A 23,603-nucleotide genomic window follows, 5' to 3' on the forward strand; every position below is an offset into this window, starting at 1 on the left:
TTCCTGCGTTTAACCCCGTCCGACTATTGTGAGAACATCCCTCTGACATCAACAGATAAAAGTTGAGTGATGCATTCATATTAACTGGACAGGACGTACCCGTTTGATTATGAGTTGTACCATAATCGGATTGCTCGGGCCATGGGGAACGTTCGTGAATCGTCATATTTCTGTTACGCAAATTTTGCTGGTGTCTACATTTCTGGTTCCGGCGCCGCAGGCGGCCTCCCAGGAAAAAGCCACCCCCTTGGCGCCCATCGTCGTTCAATCGCCGGGCAAGGACGATGACACGGCAAACAAGGTTCTCGCCAAGTCCACTCCATCCGCTACCAAGACCGCAACGCCGGTAATCGAGACGCCGCAATCGGTGACGACCGTCACCCGCAGACAGATCGATGAGCAGAACCCGCAGACCGTCAGCGAAGCGCTGCGCTATACCGCCGGCGTGCTTTCCGACAGGGATTCCAATGCCCGCTACGACTCGCTGTTCATTCGCGGGTTCGGAGCCTTCGGGACCGCAACCAGCTACGTCAACTACCTGGACGGCCTCAAGCTGCAGCGCGGTCAGGCTTTCGCCACGCCGTCCATCGATCCGTTCTTCCTCGACCATATCGATGTCCTGAAAGGTCCGTCCGCGCTGCTCTACGGACAGGTCAGCCCAGGCGGCCTGGTAAACCAGGTCAGTCGCGCGCCATCGGATGTCCAGTCGAACGAAATCAGGATCGAAGGCGGAACCGATGGTCGCATCCAGACCGGCCTTTATTCGACAGGGCCGATCACCACCGACGGGACGTGGCAATATGGGCTCGCCACCGTCGGCCGCTCCTCGGGCACCCGCTACGACGATGTCGACGAGAAGCGTTTCGGCATCGCGCCGGCTCTCAAGTGGCAGCCCGACGCGACGACGTCCCTCACATTTTCCGGCTATTATCAGCGGGATCCCGAAGGTGGCTACTTCAATTCGATCTATCCGAAATTCCTGTCTCCGGCTGGCCTTGCCGGCTATCTCGGCCCCAAGCTCGATGTCGGGGATCCCAGCTTTGACAGCTTCGAACGCGAGCAATACGGGGCTGGCTACCAGTTCGAACATAGTTTCGACAACCAAGTGACAGTCCGCTCCAATTTCCGATATTCCGGTGTGAATTCCGAGCTGCATTCACTTCAGATGAACGGCCCGATGTCGGCGGCGGGCATCATTCCGCGCTGGGCCGTCGAATCCATCGAGGATGCCAAGGGCTTCTCGTTTGACAACCAGGCGGAATTCAAGGTCGATACAGGTGCTGTGAACCACACGCTTCTCGCCGGCGTCGATATTCAACGCACCGACAGCAGTTGGCAATATCTGCTCGGCGGGGCAACGCCGCTTGATGTCACAAACCCCGTCTACGGCCAGCCGGTTGGGCCGTTCGTGAAAGCGAACGACACCGACCTGTCCCTGCGCCAGACCGGGATCTACCTTCAAGATCAGATCGAACTCGGCGGCCTGCGCGGCGTCTTCGGCGTGCGCCACGATTGGGCGGACCAAGATACGGACAACCTGCTCGCCGGAACATCGTCCGACCAGTCGGACAGCGCGACGAGCTATCGGGCCGGCCTTCTCTATCTCTTCGATAACGGTATTGCGCCCTTCGCCAGCTATTCCACCTCATTCGAACCCTCCACCAGCACGGGCGCGGGCGGCGCAGCGTTCAAGCCGACCGACGCACAGCAATATGAGGTGGGGATAAAGTATCAGCCCACGGGGTTCGACGCGCTATTCACCGTGTCGGCCTTCGATATCCGCCAGCAGAACGTCGTTTCTTACGACGCCGCATCGGGTTTCAACGTTCAGCAGGGCGAGATCCATTCGCGTGGAGTGGAATTCGAAGCAAGGGGTAATGTAACGAGCAATATCGAGCTGATCGGCGCATTTTCCCTTCTCGATACGACGGTCTCCAAATCGTTCGACCCATCCCTCATCGGCAATCGTCCGCAGGCCGTGCCACGGTATTTCGGTTCGCTCTGGGCCAATTATACCGTTGACAGCGGGGCCTTGGAGGGAGTGGGCATTGGCGGCGGCGTGCGTTTTGTCGGATCGAGCTACAGCGACGACGCCAATACGGTGAAAGCCGATGGATATACCTTGCTGGATGCGGCGCTGCGTTACGACTTCGGTGCGAAAAACCTGAAGCTAAAGGGTCTTCAGGCGACGCTGAACGTCACCAATCTGCTCGACAAGGAATACTATTCCTCCTGCAGTTCCGAATATTATTGCCAGTACGGAAACGGCAGAACGCTTCTCGCGGGCCTGAAGTACAAGTGGTGACGAACGTTGAAGATCGATAGACGTCAATTCTGCGCCTCCATCGCCGCCGCCGGCATCCTGCTGGGCGCAAGGCCGCTCCTGGCGGCGGAACCGGTCACGGTCGTCGACTTAGCCGGGCGCACGGTGCGTCTCCCGGCACCGCCCAGACGTATCATTTTGCTGGAAGGCCACGATCTGCTGACGATGTCACTCCTCCATCCGGATCCCGCGGCGCTCGTTACGGGTTGGGCGGCTGTGGACAGGATCGACAGCAAGATCCTGGAAAAGCGACTGCGGAACAATCACGCGCTGGCGGAGGTCGGCAAGCAGGGGCCCGACACCGTGTCGCTGGAAGGCGTGATCGGCCTCATGCCCGACCTCATCGTCACCACGGAGTTCATGACGCCGGGTGGCGACGGGAATCCGCTGCTGGAGCGTCTGAAGCTGCTCGATATTCCCGTCGTTTTCAGTGATGCCTCGAGCAACGGATCGGCCGATGGCCAATCGCCCGATCCGATCGCACAACTCGAAATCTCGATGCGAATGTGGGGCACCCTTCTCGGTAAAACGGCGAAGGCGGACGCGTTTACAGCCTTCGTGAGACGGCAGATGGCAGGCATCGCCGCACGGGTTTCCGGCAAACCGGCCGTGACGACCTATCTCGAAGTCCAGTCCACGCTCGATGATTGCTGCTGGGCCGCAGGGCGGAAGGTCTGGGGCGAATTGCTGGCCTTGGCCGGCGGCGCGCCGCTGCCCGGCATCACCGCGCCGTGGTTTCAGAAGCTGTCGCTCGAATACCTGCTATCCACCAGCTTCGACGTCTACATCGCCTCGGGCGGCGGGTGGGCGTCCGGCAGCCGACCTGCGATCGGTCCGGCGATCGACCCCAAGCTGGGCCAGGTGGGATTGCAGCGCCTGATCGACGGCCGGCCCGGCTTCGATGCCTTGCCGAGCGTTCACGCCAGGCGCGTGCACGGGATCTGGACCGGACTGATCACCAATCTGCCTCTCAACATCCTGTTCGTGGCGCAAGCGGCGAAATGGCTTCATCCCGAAGAATGCGCCGACCTCGACCCAGCGGCGATCCTCGACAGCATCAACAACCAGTTCGCGGCCTTTCCGATCGAGGGACCTTTGTGGGCCTCGATATAAGCCTATGGAGCCAGTCCGGATGTTACCGACTTCGTTGAAGACATATCGAGCCACCGCCGTGGTGCGATTTCCCGGGATCGACGCGTACGTGGATCCGATCCTTGAGTCGATCGCCACCCACGACATGGTCGTGGAGGCGGCGGCGGGGATACATCATTTCCGGTCGTCTTTCGGCCATGCCACGCTCGAAGTCCTCGAGGACGGCTTACGGCTGACGGCCGAGGCTGCGGACGCCGGCGGTCTCAACCGGGTGAAACATGCGCTGGTCGGGCCGATCGGCTTCATCGCCGCCCGCGAGACGATGGACATTCTATGGGAGGGCGATCATGCGGAGCCTGCATTGCCCGACGATCTACGGATTCTGCAGGTGACGTCGATCGAGGACATTGCTCCCCGCCTCCGCCGCATAACGTTTCGCGGCGAAAATCTGGAGCGCTACGACCGCGCCGATCAGTTGCACTGTCGACTTATTTTTCAGCCCCGCGGCATCAGCGAGCCCCTGTGGCCCATGCTCGATCACCGCGGCCATGTTGTCTGGCCGGACGCCGGCGCGGTGCCGACGCGCGTCTACACCATCCGGCATATCCATGCCGCCCGGCGGGAAATCGCCGTCGACTTCGCCCTTCACTCAAACCCCGGCCCCGCAACGCAATGGGCCATGGACGCCAGACAGGGCGACGTCGTCGGCATTCTGGGTCCGGCCGCGCACGGGCCGAAAGATGCCGGGTTCTATGTACTGATCGCGGATGAAACAGGATTGCCGGGGGTTGCCCGGATCGTTGAAACCCTGCCTGCCACGGCAACCGGCCTTGCACTCATAGAGGTGGATTCCGATGCCGACGAATTGCCGATGCGCTGTCCCGAGGGGATGTCGATCGTCTGGCTGCACAGGAACGGCGCCGACCCCGGCACGACGACCTTGCTGCAGGATGCCCTACGAAGGGTAGAGTGGCCCGACAATGCGGACAGGACCTTCGTATGGGGTGGATGCGAACATAAGGGATTCAGCGCTATCCATCGGTATCTGAAAACAGAAGTCGGGCTGCCGAGAGACCGCTTCCTCCTGTACTCCCACTGGCATCGGTCACTCAGCGAGGAAGAAATCATCGCAATTGGCGGCAAGGCATATCTCCCGGAGTAAGGTCAAGCGTATGATTGATCGAATGGGGCAGCATTGACCGGCCTGCGTGCGTGCGGCCGATCGCCTTTTTGTGTGTGTCGGCTGTTATAATGAGCGGATTTAAGCGACGAGCGTCTCTACGCGAGGCGCATGAGCTGGCCCTTTATACGGCGGAGCCTGCTCGGCATGCCGTCGAATGGTATACGCGCCTTGGCTATCGCTTCATTGAAAATGCGCAGTGGTCGTATACGAACTATCGAAGCGTAATCCTCAGCAAGCCGCCTGCAAGCGCTCTAGAACGTTAGCATGCTGCATTTCGTTTACCTTTCCGACCTTCATCTTTTCCCGCCGGGAAGCGCGGGCGTAATATCTCTGTGAATCGGCATACATAAATGCCCTTAGTAACGTGGGGGATAACAAGCGTTTATCATGCGCATCGGCATCGGGACCCTTCGCCGATATACAGTGAATGATTTCGCCGCTGCAGCAATTGGCGAACTGGTGTGATCGAGAGGTGAGGACGGGCATAAATTCAATCTTTTCGCCCTTGCTCTTTGGGCTATATCAAGTGGTTAACGCCTGACATAAGAGTCCGGTATGGGATTCCCTTTGCTGGGTTGGCATGCGAGTCTGGCGCATGCGCACAGGAATATCGTTCACCGTTTCGCCAACCGATCACCAACGCCTGATGGCCTTGACCAGGGATCGCAATGCCCCCCCCAAAAGCACGTCTGGCGGGCCGAGATCATCCTGCTGAGTGCCGATGGCGTCGGGACTGTCGAGATTATGCGACAGACCGGCAAATCGAAGACCTGCGTATGGCGCTGGCAAGAGCGCTTCGGCACAGAAGGCGTCGAGGGTCTCTTGCGCGACAAGACGCGGCCGTCGCGCATTGTGCGGCTCGGACCCGATGTCGCCGAGCGTGTGGTGGCCCTGACGCTGGCTGATCCGCCGGGCGAGACAACCCACTGGACGGCCGACATGATGGCGACGGCCGCCGGCATCAGCGCCAGCGCAGTCAGGCGTATCTGGAAAGCGCATGGCCTCGCACCTCACCGGTGGCGGCAGTTCAAACTGTCCAACGACCCGAAATTCGTCGACAAGCTGCGAGACGTCGTCGGCCTCTGTGTTGATCCGCCAGCCCACGCCATCGTGTTGTCGGTCGATGAGAAAAGCCAAATCCAGGCGCTCGACCGCACCCAGCCGGGCCTGCCGATGAAGAGGGGCCGGCTCGGTACCATGACCCACGACTACAAGCGGCACGGCACAACCAGGCTGTTTGCCGCCCCCAACGTGCTCGACGGCACCGTCATAGGCCGCAACATGCAGCGTCATCGTCATCAGGAGTTCATTCGCTTCCTCAACGCCATTAACGCCCAGGTGCCGGACGACAAGGCTGTCCACGTCATTCTCGACAACTATGCTGCCCACAAGCATCCCAAGGTGAGAGCCTGGCTCGACCGTTACGAGCGTTTCACCTTCCACTTCACTCCGACCTCAAGCTCATGGCTCAACGCGGTGGAGGGTTTCTTCGCCAGGCTGTCGAAGCGGCGTCTAAAAACACGGCGTTTTCCATTCCGTCGTCGATCTTCAGGCCGCCATCAACCGTTTCCTCGTTGAGCACAACAAAAAGCCAAAGCCCTTCACTTGGACCGCCGATCCGGACAAAATCATCGCCGCTGTCAAACGCGGGCACCAGGCGTTAGATTCGATCCACTAGCACAGGGCAATATGTGATAATAACTTTCAAAGCCCGTCTCCTACGCATGAGGCTTTGCGCGAGGTAACTTTACGCAACCCTCGATACCCTACACATTGTGAGACAGGTCCCCAGCCCCGGGCGAAAATTTCGTCTGGCGCGGCAGATTGCGAAAGATATGTGCTTGGTAAGGAGCATTGCTACACAGAGCGGTACGCGGTGGGTTATTGGTCAAGTTGCCCGGTTGATAAGACCTACAGCTAATTACAACGCTCGGTGCGTAGTATTCCACGGCGTAGAGGATATGTTATATAGGGGACCTTAGGACGCTGACTAGTTCGTGTTTGCGTAACCCTACCCCACGCTGCATATAATGAATATGAACCAGATGTAGGCTGTCCTAAGGGCCCTTCTGTCTTTGGTAGGTGGTGACGTAAACGTTTCCGTTGTGAGGCTCCGCACAGACGCTCAACCGCAGCAAGCTGCTGTACCTCGTCCTTATGGGTCTATCGAATTTTCGTTCGGGGCACTTGCGGCGGCTGGACACTTAAACATCGGCATTGGGGGATGCAATTGCACTTGAAAACAGTACTGCGGCTTTGGCGACGTTTTCCCTGTCTCACAAGGTCGACTATCAGGTCTCGCTTGCAGGGTGGCTTGGATTTCAAACCGAAGGCAAGGGCGGCAGTCCGATCAATGATCTTAAGTCGATCAACCCGGAGATGGTCCAATGCATCTATGGCCAGGATGACAGCCACGATAATGCCTGTCCGGCTTTGCGGGGCACCGGAATAACGGTAATCAGCATGCCCAGAGGACACCATTTTGGCGGAGATTACGAAAGGCTTCCTCAACATATTATCGCAAGCATGAAAGCACGCATGAACAAGTGAACTTCCTGCAATCCGTCCAGCCTAGCCGGCCACATTAGCCGTGCGGGCATATAAATTGCACGCAATTTCTCCGCTGCCGTTGTTCAGGAAATATAAACTTTGAGGTAACGAACATGATTGCCGCCGGACACTTCGAACTCTGGAAAAATACCAGACTTGGCAAAGCCGCTGCGAACAGCCAAAGCTCTGGGGTTCATAGATAACTTCACTTTCGACCTCAATTGCAATTTGGCACGTTAAGTCCGCGCCGCCCGGCATCAAATGAAAACGCACCGTGATGGAGGCCGCATGTCCTGGCGCACATGTATTTTGTCGTTCATAGCACTTTCTGGCATTTGGTTTTCGATAACCCCTGTATTATTACCATCGGCGTCTACCAGCACAACTTATGGCGATAAGGACGCCGCGCCTCCAATCTCTAACGAATTTTCTGACGCGTCTTCTTTGGCTGGTGGTACAGGCCATCACGACGAAGCAGAGACGATTAAAGTCCCGGAGAGAATTGGTTTAAAACTTGTTTATGGTCGCCAAGGTGACCACGGAAATCAAGACAGCAAAACCAGAAAAGAAGAGACTACCGGCGAAGTTGAGGATAGGCCGGGTGATGGTTCCAGCACTGATGGAGATGGTGAGAAAGCCGGTGCGGGGGAAGCCGCTGGCAATGGGGAGCCGCCCGGTCAGGGCTGTGATTTTTCACAAGTTGAAGAACGCTGTGAAAACTATATAACTCCAAATAACGAGTGCTGCGCCGGGGAATGACAATCAGCGTATGTTTTGTGAGCTAGTGGATTGATTCCAACACTTGGTGCCCGCGTCTGACGGCTGCGATGATGTCTTCAGGATCAGCTCTCCAGATGAAGGGTTTAGACTCTTCATTGTGTTCTTTGAGAAAGCGATTGATGGCCGCCTGAAGATCGACGACGGAATGAAAGACTCCGTTCTTCAACCGACGACGTGTGAGTTTTGCAAAGAATCCCTCGACGGCGTTCAGCCAGGAGCATGACGTCGGAACGAAGTGGAAAGTCCAGCGCGGGTGCCTTGCTAACCAGGCCCGGACTTTAGGCTGTTTGTGTGTGGCATAGTTGTCCAGAATGACATGAACCGCCTTATCTTTCGGCAACTGGGCCTCGATCGTGTTGAGAAAACGGATGAACTCCTGATGCCGGTGGCGCTGCATGTTGCGGCCGATGACGGAGCCGTCGAGAACATTCATGGCGGCGAAAAGTGTCGTGGTGCCGTGGCGCTTGTAATCATGGGTCATCGTGCCGGCACGGCCCTTCTTCATGGGAAGACCCGGCTGGGTCCGATCAAGCGCCTGGATCTGACTTTTCTCATCAACGGAAAGGACAATTGCATGGGCAGGCGGCGAGACGTAGAGGCCGACCACATCGTGAAGCTTCTCGGCGAAAGCCTTGTCGTTCGATAGTTTGAAGCTTCGCCAGCGGTGGGGTGCGAGACCATGCTCATGCCAGATCTTGACCACTGAGGATGCCGCAATCCCGACTGCCTTTGCCATTGCACGAACCGTCCAGTGGGTGGCTTCCTGCTTGGGAGGCTCCTGGGTCAAGGCGACAACCCGTTCAACAAGATCATCGGCAAGCGGTGCAGTGCCGGGTGGCCGGCTCTTGTCGCGCAAAAGGCCGTCGATGCCTTCCGTCATGAAACGCTCCTGCCAACGCCACACGCAGGTCTTCGACTTTGCGGTGGCGGCCATGATCGCGACCGTTCCCAGACCCTCGTCGCTCATTAATATGATCTTCGCCCGCCACACGTGCTTTTGTGGCGAGCTGCCTGCCGAAACGATCGCGTTCAACCGAACCCGGTCGGCAGCGGAAACTTCAAATGTGATACCTTTACGCATTCAACATGCGTTGCATATTCGTGCAGAAATTGGAATCCTAACCCGGACTCCTTTGTCTCAATCAATCCACTAGAGTGGCGCGTTGCAACACTTGGCGCAGGTGTCGTGTTGGGCGATCGTCCCTGAAATTTCCAAGGTAGATTTCGCTGTCAGCAAGCTGGTTGCAACTGCATCCTGATGTTCGAGAGCAACGTTCCAACCTGAGCATCTGTCAATTTCGCGCCTTCTATGCACGTAGACGAGCCGGTGCTTTCGACTGTCGCGACTTTGCGCAAGGCATTGAGACGATCCGGGCGATAAAGCCTTCTGGGCATTCCAACGGCCTTTGAACTCATCGATTTCTCCGATAAGCTCGACCAGGTCCTAACCGAGAAAGAATGATCGCTCTTTCATATCGGGATATCCAATTCCATGCCCGATTTAGCTATTTCTAATTTCCATTCAACGTACACCAATTTGGAAATTCAGTGAAAGTGGAGGAAGCGGTCTGGAACACGGCTTCCAAGATGAGGTTCGACTTATCATCTACCCCGCGAGACGAGCCACTGTGAGACCGACCAACGGTGTAAGATCGGTCGCCCTGACGGAAGCAACTTCAATCTTGATTTCCTATGGCACGCAATCGTCCGAGCTTATCGATGAGGTCGAATAGCCGAAATTTCTGGCGAGCCGATATCCATTCCTTTGTTCGATCCCGCCGGAGGCGAGAGAACATTTCTCTCCGTCCCGAATCCCTATTCCACAATCGCGAAAGCGCGCGGAGGTCTAGCCCCAAGCCGTCAGGCCGCAGGCGAAGCAAGCGAGGGCTTGACGAACGCAAGTGTGCGATAAACTTGAAAAGTAACCGATGAGAATTCAGCCGATCTGTGCCTGCCTCATGCTCCTTCAAGATGCCGATGATCTGTTCGTCTGTAAAACGGTTGCGCAGAAGGAACGTGAATTTTGACATTCAGCATCGGGACATCACCACAAAGAGGGTCAAAACGCGGCCCCGGTTCGTTCACCCTTTGGTTGAGCCATATTAGAATGTTGCACCGCAGATGGAACACTTGGCGAACGCGTTGCCTGCTCGTGCGTAAGGGAAATGACTGAATTTCGGCCTCTCAAATTGAGCTATACTATTACTCGACTTTTTCCATCCTCAAAGTGTTCCAGACGGCGACCGCAAAGCCACGAGCAGCGGTCTGAGCTTGTGCTTGCGCCGATGTTTTTCGATCAGGAAATCGATCCTCGCGATCCAGTCCTCAAAGCGACCGGCAGCGTCGTAGGCGAGCGCTGCCTTCTCAAGCCATTGGGCCGCTAACACGTATTGCCCCGAGTGCCCAGCCTCCATGATGCTGCCAGCCATGCGTTCGGCGATACCAATCACCCAGTTTGGATGGCTGACATGCGCCACGTCTGCAAGCCGCATCAAAACCGTGTCGGACGGATTTCCCGGCAAGGTCTCAAGGTCGACGGACCGCATAGCCTCCTCGATCATACCCTCGCTGAGGTAGATCCTCGTTCTGTCCCAGGCATGGCGCGCAGCCGCAAGGCTGGTCAGCAGGCCGGCACGTAGTTCGATCCAATCAGGTCCAGCCAACGTCGCGGCGACCTCGAAATCCTCAAGCGATAGACTCTCCTCAAAGGCTCGCCGCGCCGCCAACACTGCCAGATCCTTTCGTCCCACCAAACCGGCATTGTCTCTCAGCCAACGGGCCAGGCTGGCCGCTCCCGAGAAACGATTGCCCTCAGCGTCCAGGCTTACCCCCCACTCGGCAAGGTCTAGCGCCGCATCACCATAACCGGCTTCCTTGAGCAGGCGCCCAAGCTGGAGCGTGTCCTCGCCAGAGCGGAACCATTTGCGCGCATGATCCCCCGCTTCATCGATGCGTCCGAGCTTGACCAACATGGCCGTATAGTCGCCATGGAGGCCCGCCGCATTCGCAAGATTGAGGAATGCGTCGATCCGTCCACTGACATCGAGGACACGCAGCCGCGCTTGCGTCAACCGCTCAGCCGTCCAGTCACTTTTTCCCGAAGGCGGCCAGGAGCGGCTTCTTCCCGCCAAGGCGTCGTCAAGGCCGATCTCATCCCAGCCTTGATCGAGGGCATCAACCGCGACCTGCAAATAGGCATCCAGCCCATAGTCGTCGAGCATGCCTTGCCAGACATCGAGCCGGACCATCAGGTCATCGCGTTCTTCCGGAGGGAGGTCACACATGAGGACTGCCTCGGCGATGAGCTGTCCAAGCGGGGAGAAAAACTCGTGCAGCGTCTCATCGAAATCAGCCTGTTCTCTCCAGGCGGGCACCAGCGCTTCCATCAGCGGCACCAGAATCTTCAAAGCATCGACTCCCTTGCCGATGTCGAGGAACGGCCTTGCGTTGTCGATGAGGGCTGCGAAGGCCTCTTCATCAACGGCACCTACGTCATCGTCCCAGCGACGCCGGCGCGAATAGCCTCCCGACAACAGCCGCTCGGCCTGCCGCCTGACGAGCTCCGAATCGACAGCAGTTGCGACCTTGGCCGTCGCCCCCGGTCTTCCGGTTTCCAGTTCTGCCTCGAGCCAGGGTTCCAGTCCAGGATCCTGACCAGCCCTCTTGACCAACAGAGCTATCAGAGCCTGCCGATCGACGTCGGCAACCATGTCGGCAAGAGAGGGACGTTGGGCAACCGCTCCGGGCGCCTCTCTGTATTTCAGAAGCGCGGCGACGATGTGTTTGCAGGCACCACCCCAGTCATACGAGCAGGAGCAACGCGTAGCGGCCAAACCGCCGTCATAAAGTTCTATTGTGACGGCATAGGGTGAGAGCTCGCTACCTTCGACCTCGGCAATTATCCGCTCACCACGACGCTCCAAGCTGGAAACCGCACCGCGACGAAAAGACTCTTGGCCACGCGTAAAGGATTCGACAGTCGCCAGCGCGCGCACGTCGCTCTCGTCGAATATTGCATCCTTCATGGATCGTCCTCCTTCTCAAACCGAACCCGCGGCCGCCGGCTTCCTCGGCTGCATCTTCCTCACCCGCGTGCTCGCTATTCACCTGTTCCTTTAAACCATCGGCCGCCCGCAGCTTTTTTCCTGCTAAATAGCGCACTCAAGTGCCTCGACATTTGGCAGGTTGCGCAGCGTCACCATGCCAAACGCGGAAAGGAAGTAAGGGATCGTCACATACGTATATGGCGCACCGGCGTTGGACTGCGTGTCCCTGAAAAAGGAAGCTGCCCCGCGAAGCGGTGCGATGACATCGCAGCCGCGATTTCGTGCCGGTCGAGTGCCGAGAACGCAGCGGCTGGTGGCGAATACGCGCAGCAGTAGAACCGATTTCGACATTGATTTGAAATACCTCCCTCGGATGTGGTGGTTGAGCATGGACGGCCACAAGATAATGCGAAATGCGGCAGCGCCGCCACACATCTCTCCAGATTCGGTCAAGCAAAGGGCTCTAATCATAAATAGCATCCCTTTCTGAACAGTCGGCCGATCCTTTGATTGGCCCGATAGCCTGAAGGATCTGAATTGACCCCTGCCCGCTTCCGGGAATGCCTACGCTCAATCCGCTGGACTTCTGTCGACATCGTCAACGCCCTGCAGTGCGACCTGGCCTGGATCGAAGGACTGGAGAGCGGGGAGATACGGATCCCAGAGGACGTTGCCAGCTGGTTGGACAAGCTTGCGTGCTTTCATGCTGAAAACCAGCCACCCACAACCTGCCGAGCTGGAACTGTCTATCCCAGAATGTTGATGGACGTTGGGCGACCAAACGCTAGCCAAGGCTAGACGGTATGGCCACGCGGCATCGACATCATCCGAATGAGGTGAACCGGTCTTGACTCTCAACATATCAAGCGGGGATCGGTTACTCCCACGTTCCACTATTGTAGATCGTGCTCGCTGACCGAGCTCGCCCCCCTGCGTAGCGGCAATCACGATGAGATTCGTCTCATCCTGATCGCCGCGCTATACCCCCTCTTGCCGCCACCCAGCCCCGCATATTTTGTCGTCGGGTTTTCGGGACCGCAGCAACCAGATGACTTGTATGTTGCCGTGGGTCTCTCAGATGTCGGGTTGGAGGCCGTCCTTTCGATAAGCCGTCATTGGGGACGAGACGGCGGCTTGCAAAAATGCAGCACTCGCGGACGCCGAACACGATCGAGCGAATGGGATTGGCGGCGCGGGCCATCTCCAGGCGGCGTGCCGAAACTGACTTGCTCTCGAATCTCGATCCGGAAAAGTTGCAACTACTCGATAGATTGTTGGATGTCGATCCCGCGATCGGCATACGTGCTTTAACTGGCTGAAATCTTCCCCGGAGGCTCCCGGAGCGGTGAACCTGGTCGGACTGACAGAGCGCATTGCGTTGCTGCGCACGCTCGGGATCGAACCTCGCTTACAGGCTCGCATCTCTTCCGGACGGTGGGATCAGATGGTGCGGGAAGGAGACGCCACGCCGGCTTGGCTTGCCAGCGACTTCAGTGCCGACGTTGGCGCGCGATGATCGTGGCGCAGATCGTTAGGCTAGGCCAGAAGCTCACTGATGATGTTCATCAAGCTGTTGGGCCGCCTGTTTTCTCAAGTCAACAACCGGAAAACGCAACGCCATATGAATTCCCGCCCGGAAACATCGAAGGCGTTGCGACTGTTCCTCGACACGATCCTTGCCTTGCAGGTGGCCAACGATAAATGCCGAACCCTTTTCGCTTCTGCATTCATAGCAAGCAGAGCTTGTAGCCTATGTGGGTGGTTCAAAACCCAACTGGGCGGGCTCCGAGGCTTTGTTGGCTATGCTCCCACAGTGAAACGGTGTTCTTTCTTGGCGGCTTTGAAGACCTGCCGCGTAGCATCAGCGTTCATTGCGGCAATGCCAATCCCAACGATGAGATTTGGCCACGCCGACGACCAGAGAAACGCAGTAATGAGCCCTGCTAAGATGACTCCAATGTTGGCGATCGCACCGTTTCGCGCAGACAAAAAGGCTGCCTTGGTGAGACTGCCGCCATGACTTCGGTACGGTGCTAGAAGGAAAGCGCAAAGGAGGTTGACGATCAGAGCGCCAGCGCCCGTCACGGTCAGGGACAGTGGGTCAGGCGGTGAGAGAAACTGAAGCTTGCTCCAACCGGTCGACAGTGATGCAAGCCCCGGCACCATCAAAGTGTTGCCAGCAGCATTCCGAGCCTAGCACCATTTTGAACGCTCCAACCCAGCCCGATCAAAGTCAACAGATTGACCGAGGCGTCCTGAAGGAAGTCCAAGCTGTTAGCGAAGAGGGAAACTGGTCCAATGGAAACGGCTACGCCGAATTCGATCGCGAAGTAACCGATGTTGAGCGCCCCGACCCATCTAACGATTCTTGCAAGGTCGACATTGCTACGTTGAGCCGTCGCCTCAAGGCGGGGTCGCGCCGCTTCAGTTAGCGCGAAGGAGGCAAAGTAGTAGGTGCCCGACGGCCACAAGCGGACGTCCCCCAGTCTTTCATGTAGAGCGCCTCGACCGACGCGCAATATCCACAAGGGTTCGTCAACTTGGCGAACCCTTGCCTAGTGCTCAGACGATGGATCGCCAACGATCTTTCGCTTATCCAGACTAATTTACACGGTGGTCTCAGGTTAGGGGCAGGCCATACTAGCTCTACTCATTCTGGCCCGGCTCGCTGTCGACCACAATTTCAACCAAGCTGCGGGGTGGGATATCAAGGTTTTCTAGCTCAAATAGAAAAAACCCTTCAGCTTCCGGACCGGATTGGGTTGGGTAGATGATCCAATCCTTATAGACCTTAAACTTGATATTTGTTGCATCAGGGCGATAAACAGTTGCAGCAAGCTTAACGTTCACTGGCAGATCAGTTGTCCCCGCAACGATAATCATCGTGCCGGAGCGGCCCGTTACTGGATATATGTCCAAGACTTCGCGAAAGTTAGTCATTTCCCCTAAAATACCTCAAGCGTTCTCAGCGATGATTTTTCCTCACCCAGTGGTTCTGCGCGCTGCCAGCGTCGTTCGTCGCAACGCCTCTTGCGCCGTCACTTTCTGATCTGGCTCCGACGAGTCGTTTTTCAGCCCGCTGGTCATGCGAGACAGTGCAGCATTCGATCATCTTTTGATACCGCGTAGCGTCACGAAATCCTTGTTGGCTGTGCGGATTATTTCGAGATTGCCCTTTGCCGCCTTGGTCCGCAACGATGTTTTGGTCAAAGCGCCTTTGAAAAATGGCTTTGCAGCCACAGCAAGTGGCAAGGGGTCGTCGTCCCCGATAGCGTCCACAGGCTGGCTGGAAGAACAAATCGTCCTGATAAGAATGTACGACCACGTAGCCGCGAGCTTCTGCCTTAACGAGTGATTCTCTCTGGTTTTAGAGTTGACGTCATTTGCGTCGCACGAAGGCGAAAACAATTGTCAGCTGACAATCTAGCTAAGTAACTGAATTCTATAAGTGTTATGACGGCGAAAAATGGTAAAGTTGGCGTTAACCAAAAACAACTTGACGCAGAGGTGCGCTATGAGATCATTTGCGGAAATTAGAGCGAATGATCGGGTTTACCGTGAATGGCGAATAAGACCGCAAAAAGTACAACAGTCGAAAAAATTCAGCGTGTTTCGATTGATAAAACTATTGCTGATGATGCTGCAAAATTAAGTAGCAATCTTCAAGAGCTGTCCGCGCGCTTATTTTCGCCTGATGCCCAAAAAGCGCTGCGTCGGTTCAGCAGCACGGAGGCTGCTAAATTACTCGGTGTAACCGACAGCTACGTGCGTCATTTGGCCGCTCAGGAAGATTCCGTGACGTCCGAAAAAACGTCTGCTGGGCGCCGAACGTTCTCTTTATCCGAGATCAACACAATACGGCAGCTCTTGGGCAAGACCAAACCCGCATACTTGGCTGGCCGTCGAGAGGCAGACCATCTCCAAGTTATCGCGGTGACCAACTTCAAGGGTGGCTCGGGTAAGACAACGACGTCGACCCATCTAGCACAATACCTCGCCCTTAGGGGCTATCGCGTGCTTGCAGTCGATCTTGATCCCCAGGCATCGATGTCGGCTATGCTCGGCTATCAGCCAGAATTTGATGTTGGCGAAAATGAAACATTGTTTGGCGCGATCCGATACGATGAACTCCGGCGGCCTGTACGGGAGGTTGTTCGCGAAACCTATTTTCCGGGTCTGGACCTTATTCCTGGAAATCTGGAGCTCCACGAATTTGAACACGACACTCCTAGAGCCTTGGCCGAACGAAACCGTTCTGAGACAGACATGTTTTTCATGCGTGTCGGTAACGCGCTTGCCGATCTTTCTGACCGATACGATGTCGTTGTCATAGACTGCCCGCCGACGCTAGGGTTTCTAACGCTTTCCGCGCTATGCGCTGCCACGGCTGTGTTGATAACCGTGCACCCACAGATGCTTGATGTTGCATCCATGAACCAGTTTTTGGCAATGACTTCCGACCTCTTGTCGGTGGTGAAGGGGGCCGGGGGTAATCTCGAATATGACTGGATGCGTTATCTGGTTACGAGATATGAGCCAAACGATGGTCCACAAGCTCAGATCGTCGCGTTTCTCCGTAGCATGTTCGGGGAACGCGTCCTGACATCAATGATGGTGAAGTCTACGGCAATTTCTGATGCTGGCCTGTCAAAGCAGACGATTTATGAAGCCGCACGGGAGTCAATGAACCGGCAGACGTATGATCGCGCCGTCGAGGCTATGGATGGCGTCAATCTTGAAGTCGAAGCTCTTCTCAAGAGCTCATGGGGGCATGCATGAAAGGCCGAGACATACTCAAAAATATGGTCAGCACCGCTGGTGCTGAAACATCTAAGGTGGCCGGCCCGGCTCAGCCACAACACAAACCGGCGGGTGCAGTTCGGGCTATGAACCTGTCTCTCGGCAGGCTCGGCGATGAAGCTGCGGCGGCTAAAGAGTTACGATCCGTGCTGGCAACTGGCGACAAAGTAGTCGAGCTGAACCCGCAGCAGATCGAGGCGTCATTCATTCGGGACCGCATTCCGACTGAAAATGATGCTGCCCTGGATGAACTGATAACATCAATGCGTGATAGCGGCCAGCAGGTTCCTATTCTAGTGCGGCCACACTCGACAAAGGAAAACCAGTACCAAGCAGCTTACGGGCACCGCAGATTACGTGCGGCTATTGTTCTGGGGCGGCCGGTAAAGGCCATTGTGCGTCATCTTACGGACGAGGAGCTCATTGTTGCGCAGGGCCAAGAGAATGGCCCGCGTGTCGATCTTAGTTTTATCGAGCGTGCCCTGTTTGCAAAAAGACTTGAGCAGCATGGTTTTGACCGCGAACGAATTTGCCAGGCCCTTTCTGTCGATAGGCCTGAAACCTCGCGGCTTTTACAGGTCACTGACTCGATACCAATAGATATCATCCTTGCTATTGGGCCGGCCTCAAAAATCGGGCGTCCGCGTTGGTTGGCATTCGCAGAATTGTTGAAGGACGAAACAACATCGGCTCGGATCGCGGATGCCATTGGCGAACCTCATTTCGCGGCGATCGATTCGAACGAAAGATTCGCTCAATTGTGGGTAAAGGCGCAAGGAGCAAAAGCATCAAGGAAACATACCGTAAGTAAAATTCGAACGCGCAAAGGTGTGGTTCTCGCGTCGATGGAGCAAACCGCTAAAGGCACTAAGATCACGGTTACATCAGGAGGATTTGGAGAATTCATAGCCGCTCGAATGAGTACTCTTGTCGAGCAGTTTGAGAAAGAAAACCCTTCTGAAGCAGAGCTTTAGGTCAATTGTCAGCTGACAATTAGAGGATAACCAGGAGATCAAAACCGCAAAAGAAAAAGGCCCCCAAACGTTGCCGTCGTGGAAGCCCTTCTCATATGTGTCGCAGCTAGAGAATCGCATTTCCCGGAATCACTGTCAAGAGTCTTGGCGCCGTTTGGTGAGCAGATTTCTATTGCCTTATTGAAGGTGACGAGAAAATGCAGACAGGAAGTGTGACGACGCCCTTTGGGCGGCGGCCAATGACGCTTGGCATGCTGGCAAGCCAGTACAAGGCCAACGACATCGCGCCGGAACAGTCGGTCGACAAATGGAAGATCTTTCGCGCGCTGTGCGAAGCAAAGCCGCTGCTCGGTCTTTCCGACAGGGCGCTGGCGGTGCTGAACGCGCTGCTGAGCTTCTATCCGGGCAATGAGCTCAGTGCAAAGCACGGCCTCGTGGTCTTTCCCTCCAACGCCCAGCTATCGATCCGCGCCCACGGCATTGCGCCGGCAACGCTGCGCCGCCATCTGGCTGCCCTGGTCGAGGCCGGATTGCTGGTGCGCAAGGATAGCCCGAACGGCAAGCGCTTTGCGCGCCGGGACGGGGAAGGGGAGGTCGACCAGGCCTATGGCTTCAATATCGCTCCGCTGATTGCTCGTGCCGATGAGATCCAGGCGCTGGCAGCGCAGGTTACCGTCGACCGCGCCCTGTTCAGGGCGATGCGTGAGCGTCTGTCGCTCTGCCGGCGTGACGTTGCCAAGCTGATCGAGACGGCTCTGGAAGAGGGTGTGTCGGGCGACTGGACGATGGTCCACGGCCATTTCCGCGATCTCGTGGCCCGGATCCCGCGCTCTCCCGACATCCATGACATCACGCCTATTGTCGAGGAGATGGAGATGCTGCGCGAGGAAGTGCTCAACCTGTTGGAAGTTCGGCTAAATGTTCAAAATATGCATGGCAATGAGTCCCAAGCTGAGCGTCACATACAGAATTCAAATCCCGACTCTAAATCTGATCTTGAACCAGCTTCGAACAAGAAGCAGGGCGAGATATCGGTAATCCAACCACAGGCGCCGGATATGCCGATAGGACACACCGTTGCAGCAGGTGAAGGCGGCGAGCGCAAAAGCATGGCGGATGGCCGTTTGGTGAAACCGCGAAGGCTGGCTGTGGCCGGCGGAGATCAACCGGGGCTGAAGGCGTTTCCGCTCGGGCTTGTGCTGCAGGCCTGCCCGGAAATCCTGTCCTACGGCCCGGGTGGCAGTATTGGCAGCTGGCGAGACCTGATGGCGGCAGCCGTCGTCGTCCGCTCGATGCTGGGGGTCAGCCCCAGCGCCTACGAGGAGGCCTGCGCCATCATGGGGCCCGAAAATGCGGCGACCGTCATGGCCTGCGTGCTGGAACGGGCCGGCAGCATCACGTCGGCCGGCGGATATCTGCGCGACCTCACCCGCAGGACAGAGCGCGGCGAGTTCGCCATCGGTCCGATGCTGATGTCGCTCGCAAGGGCCAATGCCGGCAGACGCGAGCGGACAGGGTGAGGGGATGGGTGGAGTGACCGGGCGGATACAGCGGATCGTCTCTCAGAACCAATCCGCAACGCTTCTGGCTAAACTGGCGAAGACGCTGCTCAAGCTAGGGGTGGCGCCAGTGTTAGCCATTGAGCCGCTCAGCGCAAATCGTTGCGACGATGTCCTGAAGTTGCTTGATGTGATCGACAAGCCAATCGAGTTCTTCCTTGGTGATTTCGTAGTGAGCGGAATAGCGGGCATCGACGTAGGCCCGATCAAGCCTGGTGAAGGATCGCGTCGCAAACTTTGTGTCGCGTGGCCAGGCTTCGATTAGCCGTGGATCGAGGCGTTCAGCAAACGTACGGAGCATGTTCAGCCGGTGGGATTTTGGGCTGTAAAGCGTGAGAACGAGGAGGGCACAGTGATAAAATCCCTCTGTGGCTTGATGCATTGCGAAAGCAGCGTCATTTTTCCAACGATGATCGCTTATCGATCTCTGACGTTGGAAGTCCGCAGTTTCAAGCGAACGCTTCGCCTTAGAAAACCACTGATCGAAATACCGCTGCGCCTCTTGCCGCTCAGCCTCTGGCGCCAGTGGCTTGGGCTCGGTTAGCGGATGCCCCGGGGCTTCGTATAGCATGATGCCATCACGGGCGATGTCGACAAAGAAAGGCAGGCCGCGGGCAAGTTTATCATTCACGTCCGGCAAGCTATGAACGATGACTTTAGCCGGCGTCTGGAGGCGCTGTGTGACGGTAAATTCCTGTGTCAGGTGTTCGTCTATCTTAAGCCAGACTTCGTTTTCCTCAGCAAATCTGTTGGTGTTGACGATGGCCAGAATGTCGTAGTCGGAGCGATATCCACTGTCGTGGTCTTCAACCCAGTCACCACGAGCGTAGGAGCCAAACAGGATCAACTTCAGGATCCGTCCAGCCCGAGCTTTTTCGGAAAGCTTGGTCTTCTGGGCGTCCTCGAACTCCTCAAATATGATCTTCACGACCTGAGACAGCTCGCGGCGTTTTCTGTCGGGCAGATGATCAAGTTGCTCGGGGAAGATCAAAAAAATAGCCTCATGAAATATTCTTTGGACGTCGCACTTATGACAGATCGATTCTGGGACGCCGCCGGAAAAAACGCAAGCGTAAGGATCAGCCTTCTGGAAGGCAACCATTCGGCCGTCGCTGCGATGAGCCGTGGGACAGTCAAGGCCGCGCCATCGCGTTTACCGATGTTCAGGAGGTCGGCACAGGTCTTGACAAGAACCCCGCGTCTGAAGTGTTTAGTAAATTTCAACATGGTAAGGCAATGCCGAGAGCAGCCGGTCTTCACAGGATCGGCTTGTCGCCGAGGCTCTGAACCGTCTTGTCCGAAGTGTGATTATCCGCAAGCCAGAGAGAACGCGCGTGATGGATCGGATTTAAGCAATGATGAAATATCCACATAGGTCCGTTGCAATTTATACCAGTTCAGATATAAAATGAATATGAACCAAAACGAACGCCCGCTTGAATGGATAGGCAGTAGCCGAAAAGACCTGCTAAAACTTCCGGCAGATGTGCGCAAACAGTTCGGTTATGCTTTACATTTTGCCCAGCACGGCGGCCAGCATCATGCGGCCAAGGTACTCAAAGGCTTCGGCGGAGCCGGTGTTCTGGAAGTGGTTGAAAACGATGGAGGCGGTACCTACCGCGCTGTTTACACGGTTAGGTTTGAAGAGGCTGTCTTCGTCCTTCATTGCTTCCAGAAAAAGAGCAAAAGCGGGATCGCTACACCGAAAGAGGATCTGGATATCATCCGAGCCCGGCTCAAGGTTGCGGAGATTCTTGCAAAGGAGATAAGCAATGGCAACTCGCATCATTGACGGCATTGAGGTCGAAAGCAGCTCCGGCAATGTATTTGCGGATCTGGGGCTTGCCGATGCTGAGAAGCTGAAAATAAAATCCGGTCTTGTCATCGAGATTGCGAAGGCGGTGCGCCGACTTGATTTGACGCAAGAACAGGCGGGCCATCGCATGGGACTTCCGCAACCGAAAGTATCCTTGCTGCTTAGAGGCGATTTCGCAAACTTGTCGGAGCGTAAACTTATGGAATGTTTGAGCCGGCTTGGATATGACATCGAAATTACCGTGAAACCGACTGCCGATCCAGTCGGGCATCTGACGTTCGCGGTTGCTTGAGGAAGCAAGCGTGCATAATGGAGCGGAAAACTGCGCGTTGCTGTCTGTGACAGGCGGGTGACAAACCGGTCACGGGAATGTCAACGTCAGGAGCTTTCTGTTAGAGCATTTGCTGCGGGCTCGGGGCCTGAAGGGGAACGGGCTTTCCTATCGCTGTAGATTGCGGCTCCAACAGCTCCTTTGAGCCCGCTGCATTGAGACATGATCGTGGAAATTCCCTAATTTACAGGAGTGTGGATTTGCCGACTGGAAAGGTAAAATGGTTCAACGTCGCAAAGGGCTTTGGCTTCATCATTCCCGATGAAGGTGGGGCCGACATCTATCTTCCTCTTAAGAGCGTCGAGGCAGCAAAATTACCACGGCTCGAGACAGGCATGACCCTGAACTACGTCGTAACCGAGAGCAGGGGACGGAAATTTGCCGATAATCTCAGCGCCGTCTCATCGGTCGCTGTTGAAATATCGCCCAGCAAAGCGAAGGGCGAAGACGTACAAAAGTCGCTGGACACTGACGACGAATTTGAGCGCGAATGGGGCCTGCGACCAGTTTGAGTTGCTGGCGTGATGATTGTTGGGCCGAGTCAGCGGGCCTGCCAAGCCCCAAGTCCCGAACCGTATTCCTCAACAATGCGCCAAGACCGATCTGCATCGAGACGTAATTCGCGCTCGGTCTCGAACCCGACGTCTATAAGGCATTTTCCTTTGAGAAGTTGTGTCCTAATTTCAAATCCCGACACTATTGATCCGGCACGGTGATAGTTAGGCTGCATATTTGCATCTTGGGTCCCTGAAGAAGGCCATTACGATACCGGGGGAGTTTGCGAGGCTATTCATATGGCTGTCTGCAGCGGCCTTGAGTTTCGCCTTGGTCTTCACAGGAACGGCCGTGCTGATTGCATGTTTGAGGCTGGCATTGAGCCGCTCATCGGGGTTCAATTCAGGCGAATAGCTCGGAAGATAAAAGATCTCGATCTGATCTTTGCGTGTCTCCAACCATGCTTTTGCCAATTTCGAGTGGTGCGCACGGAGGTTGTCAAGGATAAGGAATATCTTGCGATCCGCGTCGCTGATAAGGGCTTCCAAGAATTCGATGAGCCTGTCTGCGCCAAAATTCTCTTCAATAATCATCCAACGCGTTTTGCCCTGATTGGTAACGGTCGATATCATCGACAATTTGGCTCTGCTTCCTGGTGCATAAGCAACGGGCGTCTTGCCTTTTGGAGCATAGGATCGACCGCGCACGTCAGTGTTGATGACTGCGGTCTCGTCGCCCCACTGGATTTCGCCGCCTTCCGCCTTGGCCCGCGCTTCAATTGCAGGGTATGTCGCCTCCAGCCATGCCTGCACCGCCTGCGGACTTTGCTCGTAGGCCCGACGGATCGGCTTCTGCGGTGTCAAACCCCATCGCTTCAAATAATTGCCGACAGCCCGGATCTTCAGAGAAATTCCGCATTCTCGGGTGATCAATTCCATCACCGCGCCGCGCGTCCACAGCGCAAATTCCATCTTCAACTGCTCAGGTCGCTTCTCGTATATTAAACCACGAATGTGAGCCTCTTGCTCCGGGCTAAGGCTTCGACCGTCGCCTTGAGATCGACCGCGATCCTTCGGCTTCAGGCTTGATAAACCGGCCGCTTCATAAGCGTCAATCGCCTTGCGGACCGCCTGCCAGGACAAGCCTGTCAACGCCACAATCCCCATCACTTTGTGACCGGCCTTATGCAGCCGGACAACCTGTCGACGAAGCTCATAAAGAGCTGAGCTACTTAACTTCCGTGCATCTGCGTCCATGCAAAAAGCACAACGAAATGCCATCGAAATCAATCTATATCCGTGCCGGGTCTATAAGAGAGCTGTGATCGGTCCGGGAGGAACGCGCTTTCCCGTCGCGCCGAAGTGACCGGAGGGTCGTCGGGGGCAATATGCTGACGCGTAGCGGAAGGTCCGGTTGATCAGACCAGTGGCGGGGGAAAAGCGCCGCCAGGCGCGAACGCCGGCGGCCAGTTTGGATGCGAGCAGGGCGCTCGCCCTGCCTCCTGAGGGGAACAAAGGAGACGATTGCTTTATAGCGATGAGGGCCACTCAGCGACAACCCCCCAATTGATGGAGATGGTTTCGACGAGCGCGTGGCGCATTGACCTTGACGCGATCTGACGCTAGGCCCGCCGCGCCGCGCTTCTTGACAAGGC

General features: G+C 56.3%; 17 protein-coding genes and 3 pseudogenes. 13 read left to right on the forward strand and 7 right to left on the reverse strand.

Annotation, left to right across the window (positions count from 1 at the left end):
• Positions 1–109 precede the first annotated feature (109 nt).
• The 6 genes and pseudogenes from J5289_RS28850 (at position 110) to J5289_RS28875 (ending at position 7,907) form a co-directional block, all read left to right on the forward strand.
• On the forward strand, positions 110–2,305 hold the full coding sequence (locus J5289_RS28850; protein WP_209207590.1) for a TonB-dependent siderophore receptor: 2,196 nt from the start codon (positions 110–112) through the stop codon (positions 2,303–2,305).
• Between the two features lie 6 nt (positions 2,306–2,311).
• Positions 2,312–3,436, forward strand: coding sequence for an ABC transporter substrate-binding protein (locus J5289_RS28855; protein WP_209207591.1), 1,125 nt, complete (start codon positions 2,312–2,314; stop codon positions 3,434–3,436).
• Between the two features lie 4 nt (positions 3,437–3,440).
• Entirely contained in the window at positions 3,441–4,577 is a 1,137-nt protein-coding gene (locus J5289_RS28860) for a siderophore-interacting protein (protein WP_247750767.1), read from the forward strand.
• Positions 4,578–5,193: 616 nt separating this feature from the next.
• Positions 5,194–6,276 (forward strand): annotated as a pseudogene (locus J5289_RS28865) (IS630 family transposase).
• A gap of 539 nt (positions 6,277–6,815) precedes the next feature.
• Entirely contained in the window at positions 6,816–7,148 is a 333-nt protein-coding gene (locus J5289_RS28870) for an AcvB/VirJ family lysyl-phosphatidylglycerol hydrolase (protein WP_142831984.1), read from the forward strand.
• Between the two features lie 288 nt (positions 7,149–7,436).
• Positions 7,437–7,907, forward strand: a complete 471-nt coding sequence (locus J5289_RS28875; protein ID WP_209207592.1) for a hypothetical protein — start codon at positions 7,437–7,439, stop codon at positions 7,905–7,907.
• Positions 7,908–7,929: 22 nt separating this feature from the next.
• Here J5289_RS28875 and J5289_RS28880 read toward each other — a convergent pair whose 3' ends face one another.
• The 3 genes from J5289_RS28880 to J5289_RS28890 form a co-directional block, all read right to left on the reverse strand.
• Entirely contained in the window at positions 7,930–9,009 is a 1,080-nt protein-coding gene (locus tag J5289_RS28880; RefSeq protein WP_209207593.1) for an IS630 family transposase, read from the reverse strand.
• Between the two features lie 1,141 nt (positions 9,010–10,150).
• Complete coding sequence (locus tag J5289_RS28885) at positions 10,151–11,923, reverse strand: SWIM zinc finger domain-containing protein (protein WP_209207594.1); 1,773 nt, start codon at positions 11,921–11,923, stop codon at positions 10,151–10,153.
• Positions 11,924–12,076: 153 nt separating this feature from the next.
• The gene (locus J5289_RS28890; RefSeq protein ID WP_209207620.1) at positions 12,077–12,427 is read right to left on the reverse strand and encodes a hypothetical protein; all 351 of its coding nucleotides are present in this window, start codon (positions 12,425–12,427) and stop codon (positions 12,077–12,079) included.
• Positions 12,428–13,137: 710 nt separating this feature from the next.
• On the opposite strand from J5289_RS28890, the pseudogene J5289_RS28895 reads away from it, so the two are divergent.
• A pseudogene (locus J5289_RS28895) lies at positions 13,138–13,673 on the forward strand (Tn3 family transposase); the annotation flags it as partial.
• A 101-nt stretch (positions 13,674–13,774) separates the two neighbouring features.
• On the opposite strand, the pseudogene J5289_RS28900 reads toward J5289_RS28895, so the two are convergent.
• Positions 13,775–14,340: pseudogene (locus tag J5289_RS28900) on the reverse strand (cation transporter).
• Between the two features lie 280 nt (positions 14,341–14,620).
• Positions 14,621–14,914, reverse strand: a complete 294-nt coding sequence (locus tag J5289_RS28905) for a hypothetical protein (RefSeq protein ID WP_209207595.1) — start codon at positions 14,912–14,914, stop codon at positions 14,621–14,623.
• A gap of 621 nt (positions 14,915–15,535) precedes the next feature.
• On the opposite strand from J5289_RS28905, the gene repA reads away from it, so the two are divergent.
• The 3 genes from repA (at position 15,536) to repC (ending at position 19,268) form a co-directional block, all read left to right on the forward strand.
• Positions 15,536–16,753 carry a plasmid partitioning protein RepA gene (gene repA, locus J5289_RS28910; protein ID WP_209207596.1) on the forward strand — a complete coding sequence of 406 codons (1,218 nt, stop codon included), beginning with the start codon at positions 15,536–15,538 and terminating at the stop codon, positions 16,751–16,753.
• Positions 16,750–17,748: a plasmid partitioning protein RepB gene (gene repB, locus J5289_RS28915; RefSeq protein WP_209207597.1), complete on the forward strand. Its 999-nt coding sequence runs from the start codon at positions 16,750–16,752 to the stop codon at positions 17,746–17,748. Before repA ends, repB begins: the two co-directional genes overlap by 4 nt.
• 197 nt (positions 17,749–17,945) lie before the next feature.
• Positions 17,946–19,268, forward strand: coding sequence for a plasmid replication protein RepC (gene repC / locus J5289_RS28920; RefSeq protein ID WP_209207598.1), 1,323 nt, complete (start codon positions 17,946–17,948; stop codon positions 19,266–19,268).
• Between the two features lie 112 nt (positions 19,269–19,380).
• On the opposite strand, the gene J5289_RS28925 is transcribed toward repC, so the two are convergent.
• Complete coding sequence (locus J5289_RS28925; protein ID WP_374108622.1) at positions 19,381–20,295, reverse strand: HEPN domain-containing protein; 915 nt, start codon at positions 20,293–20,295, stop codon at positions 19,381–19,383.
• 426 nt (positions 20,296–20,721) lie between these two features.
• On the opposite strand from J5289_RS28925, the gene J5289_RS28930 reads away from it, so the two are divergent.
• The 3 genes from J5289_RS28930 to J5289_RS28940 all read left to right on the forward strand — a co-directional run bounded on the left by J5289_RS28930 (position 20,722) and on the right by J5289_RS28940 (position 21,966).
• Complete coding sequence (locus J5289_RS28930; protein ID WP_209207616.1) at positions 20,722–21,099, forward strand: type II toxin-antitoxin system RelE/ParE family toxin; 378 nt, start codon at positions 20,722–20,724, stop codon at positions 21,097–21,099.
• The gene (locus J5289_RS28935; protein ID WP_209207600.1) at positions 21,080–21,415 is read left to right on the forward strand and encodes a helix-turn-helix domain-containing protein; all 336 of its coding nucleotides are present in this window, start codon (positions 21,080–21,082) and stop codon (positions 21,413–21,415) included. Before J5289_RS28930 ends, J5289_RS28935 begins: the two co-directional genes overlap by 20 nt.
• 239 nt (positions 21,416–21,654) lie before the next feature.
• Complete coding sequence (locus tag J5289_RS28940) at positions 21,655–21,966, forward strand: cold-shock protein (protein WP_219276702.1); 312 nt, start codon at positions 21,655–21,657, stop codon at positions 21,964–21,966.
• Positions 21,967–22,173: 207 nt separating this feature from the next.
• On the opposite strand, the gene J5289_RS28945 is transcribed toward J5289_RS28940, so the two are convergent.
• Positions 22,174–23,205 carry an IS630 family transposase gene (locus J5289_RS28945; RefSeq protein ID WP_209207617.1) on the reverse strand — a complete coding sequence of 344 codons (1,032 nt, stop codon included), beginning with the start codon at positions 23,203–23,205 and terminating at the stop codon, positions 22,174–22,176.
• Positions 23,206–23,603 lie beyond the last annotated feature (398 nt).

Source organism: Rhizobium sp. B230/85 (assembly GCF_019355735.1).
Lineage (GTDB): Bacteria > Pseudomonadota > Alphaproteobacteria > Rhizobiales > Rhizobiaceae > Rhizobium > Rhizobium rhododendri.

Coding starts and splice junctions, on each gene's coding strand:
- J5289_RS28930 (WP_209207616.1), top strand. CDS start 20,722: ATGAACCAAAACGAACGCCCGCTTGAATGGATAGGCAGTAGCCGAAAA.
- J5289_RS28880 (WP_209207593.1), bottom strand. CDS start 9,009: ATGCGTAAAGGTATCACATTTGAAGTTTCCGCTGCCGACCGGGTTCGG.
- J5289_RS28860 (WP_247750767.1), top strand. CDS start 3,441: ATGGAGCCAGTCCGGATGTTACCGACTTCGTTGAAGACATATCGAGCC.
- repC (WP_209207598.1), top strand. CDS start 17,946: ATGCAGACAGGAAGTGTGACGACGCCCTTTGGGCGGCGGCCAATGACG.
- J5289_RS28875 (WP_209207592.1), top strand. CDS start 7,437: ATGTCCTGGCGCACATGTATTTTGTCGTTCATAGCACTTTCTGGCATT.
- repB (WP_209207597.1), top strand. CDS start 16,750: ATGAAAGGCCGAGACATACTCAAAAATATGGTCAGCACCGCTGGTGCT.
- J5289_RS28945 (WP_209207617.1), bottom strand. CDS start 23,205: ATGGACGCAGATGCACGGAAGTTAAGTAGCTCAGCTCTTTATGAGCTT.
- J5289_RS28850 (WP_209207590.1), top strand. CDS start 110: ATGAGTTGTACCATAATCGGATTGCTCGGGCCATGGGGAACGTTCGTG.
- J5289_RS28905 (WP_209207595.1), bottom strand. CDS start 14,914: ATGACTAACTTTCGCGAAGTCTTGGACATATATCCAGTAACGGGCCGC.
- repA (WP_209207596.1), top strand. CDS start 15,536: ATGGCGAATAAGACCGCAAAAAGTACAACAGTCGAAAAAATTCAGCGT.
- J5289_RS28935 (WP_209207600.1), top strand. CDS start 21,080: ATGGCAACTCGCATCATTGACGGCATTGAGGTCGAAAGCAGCTCCGGC.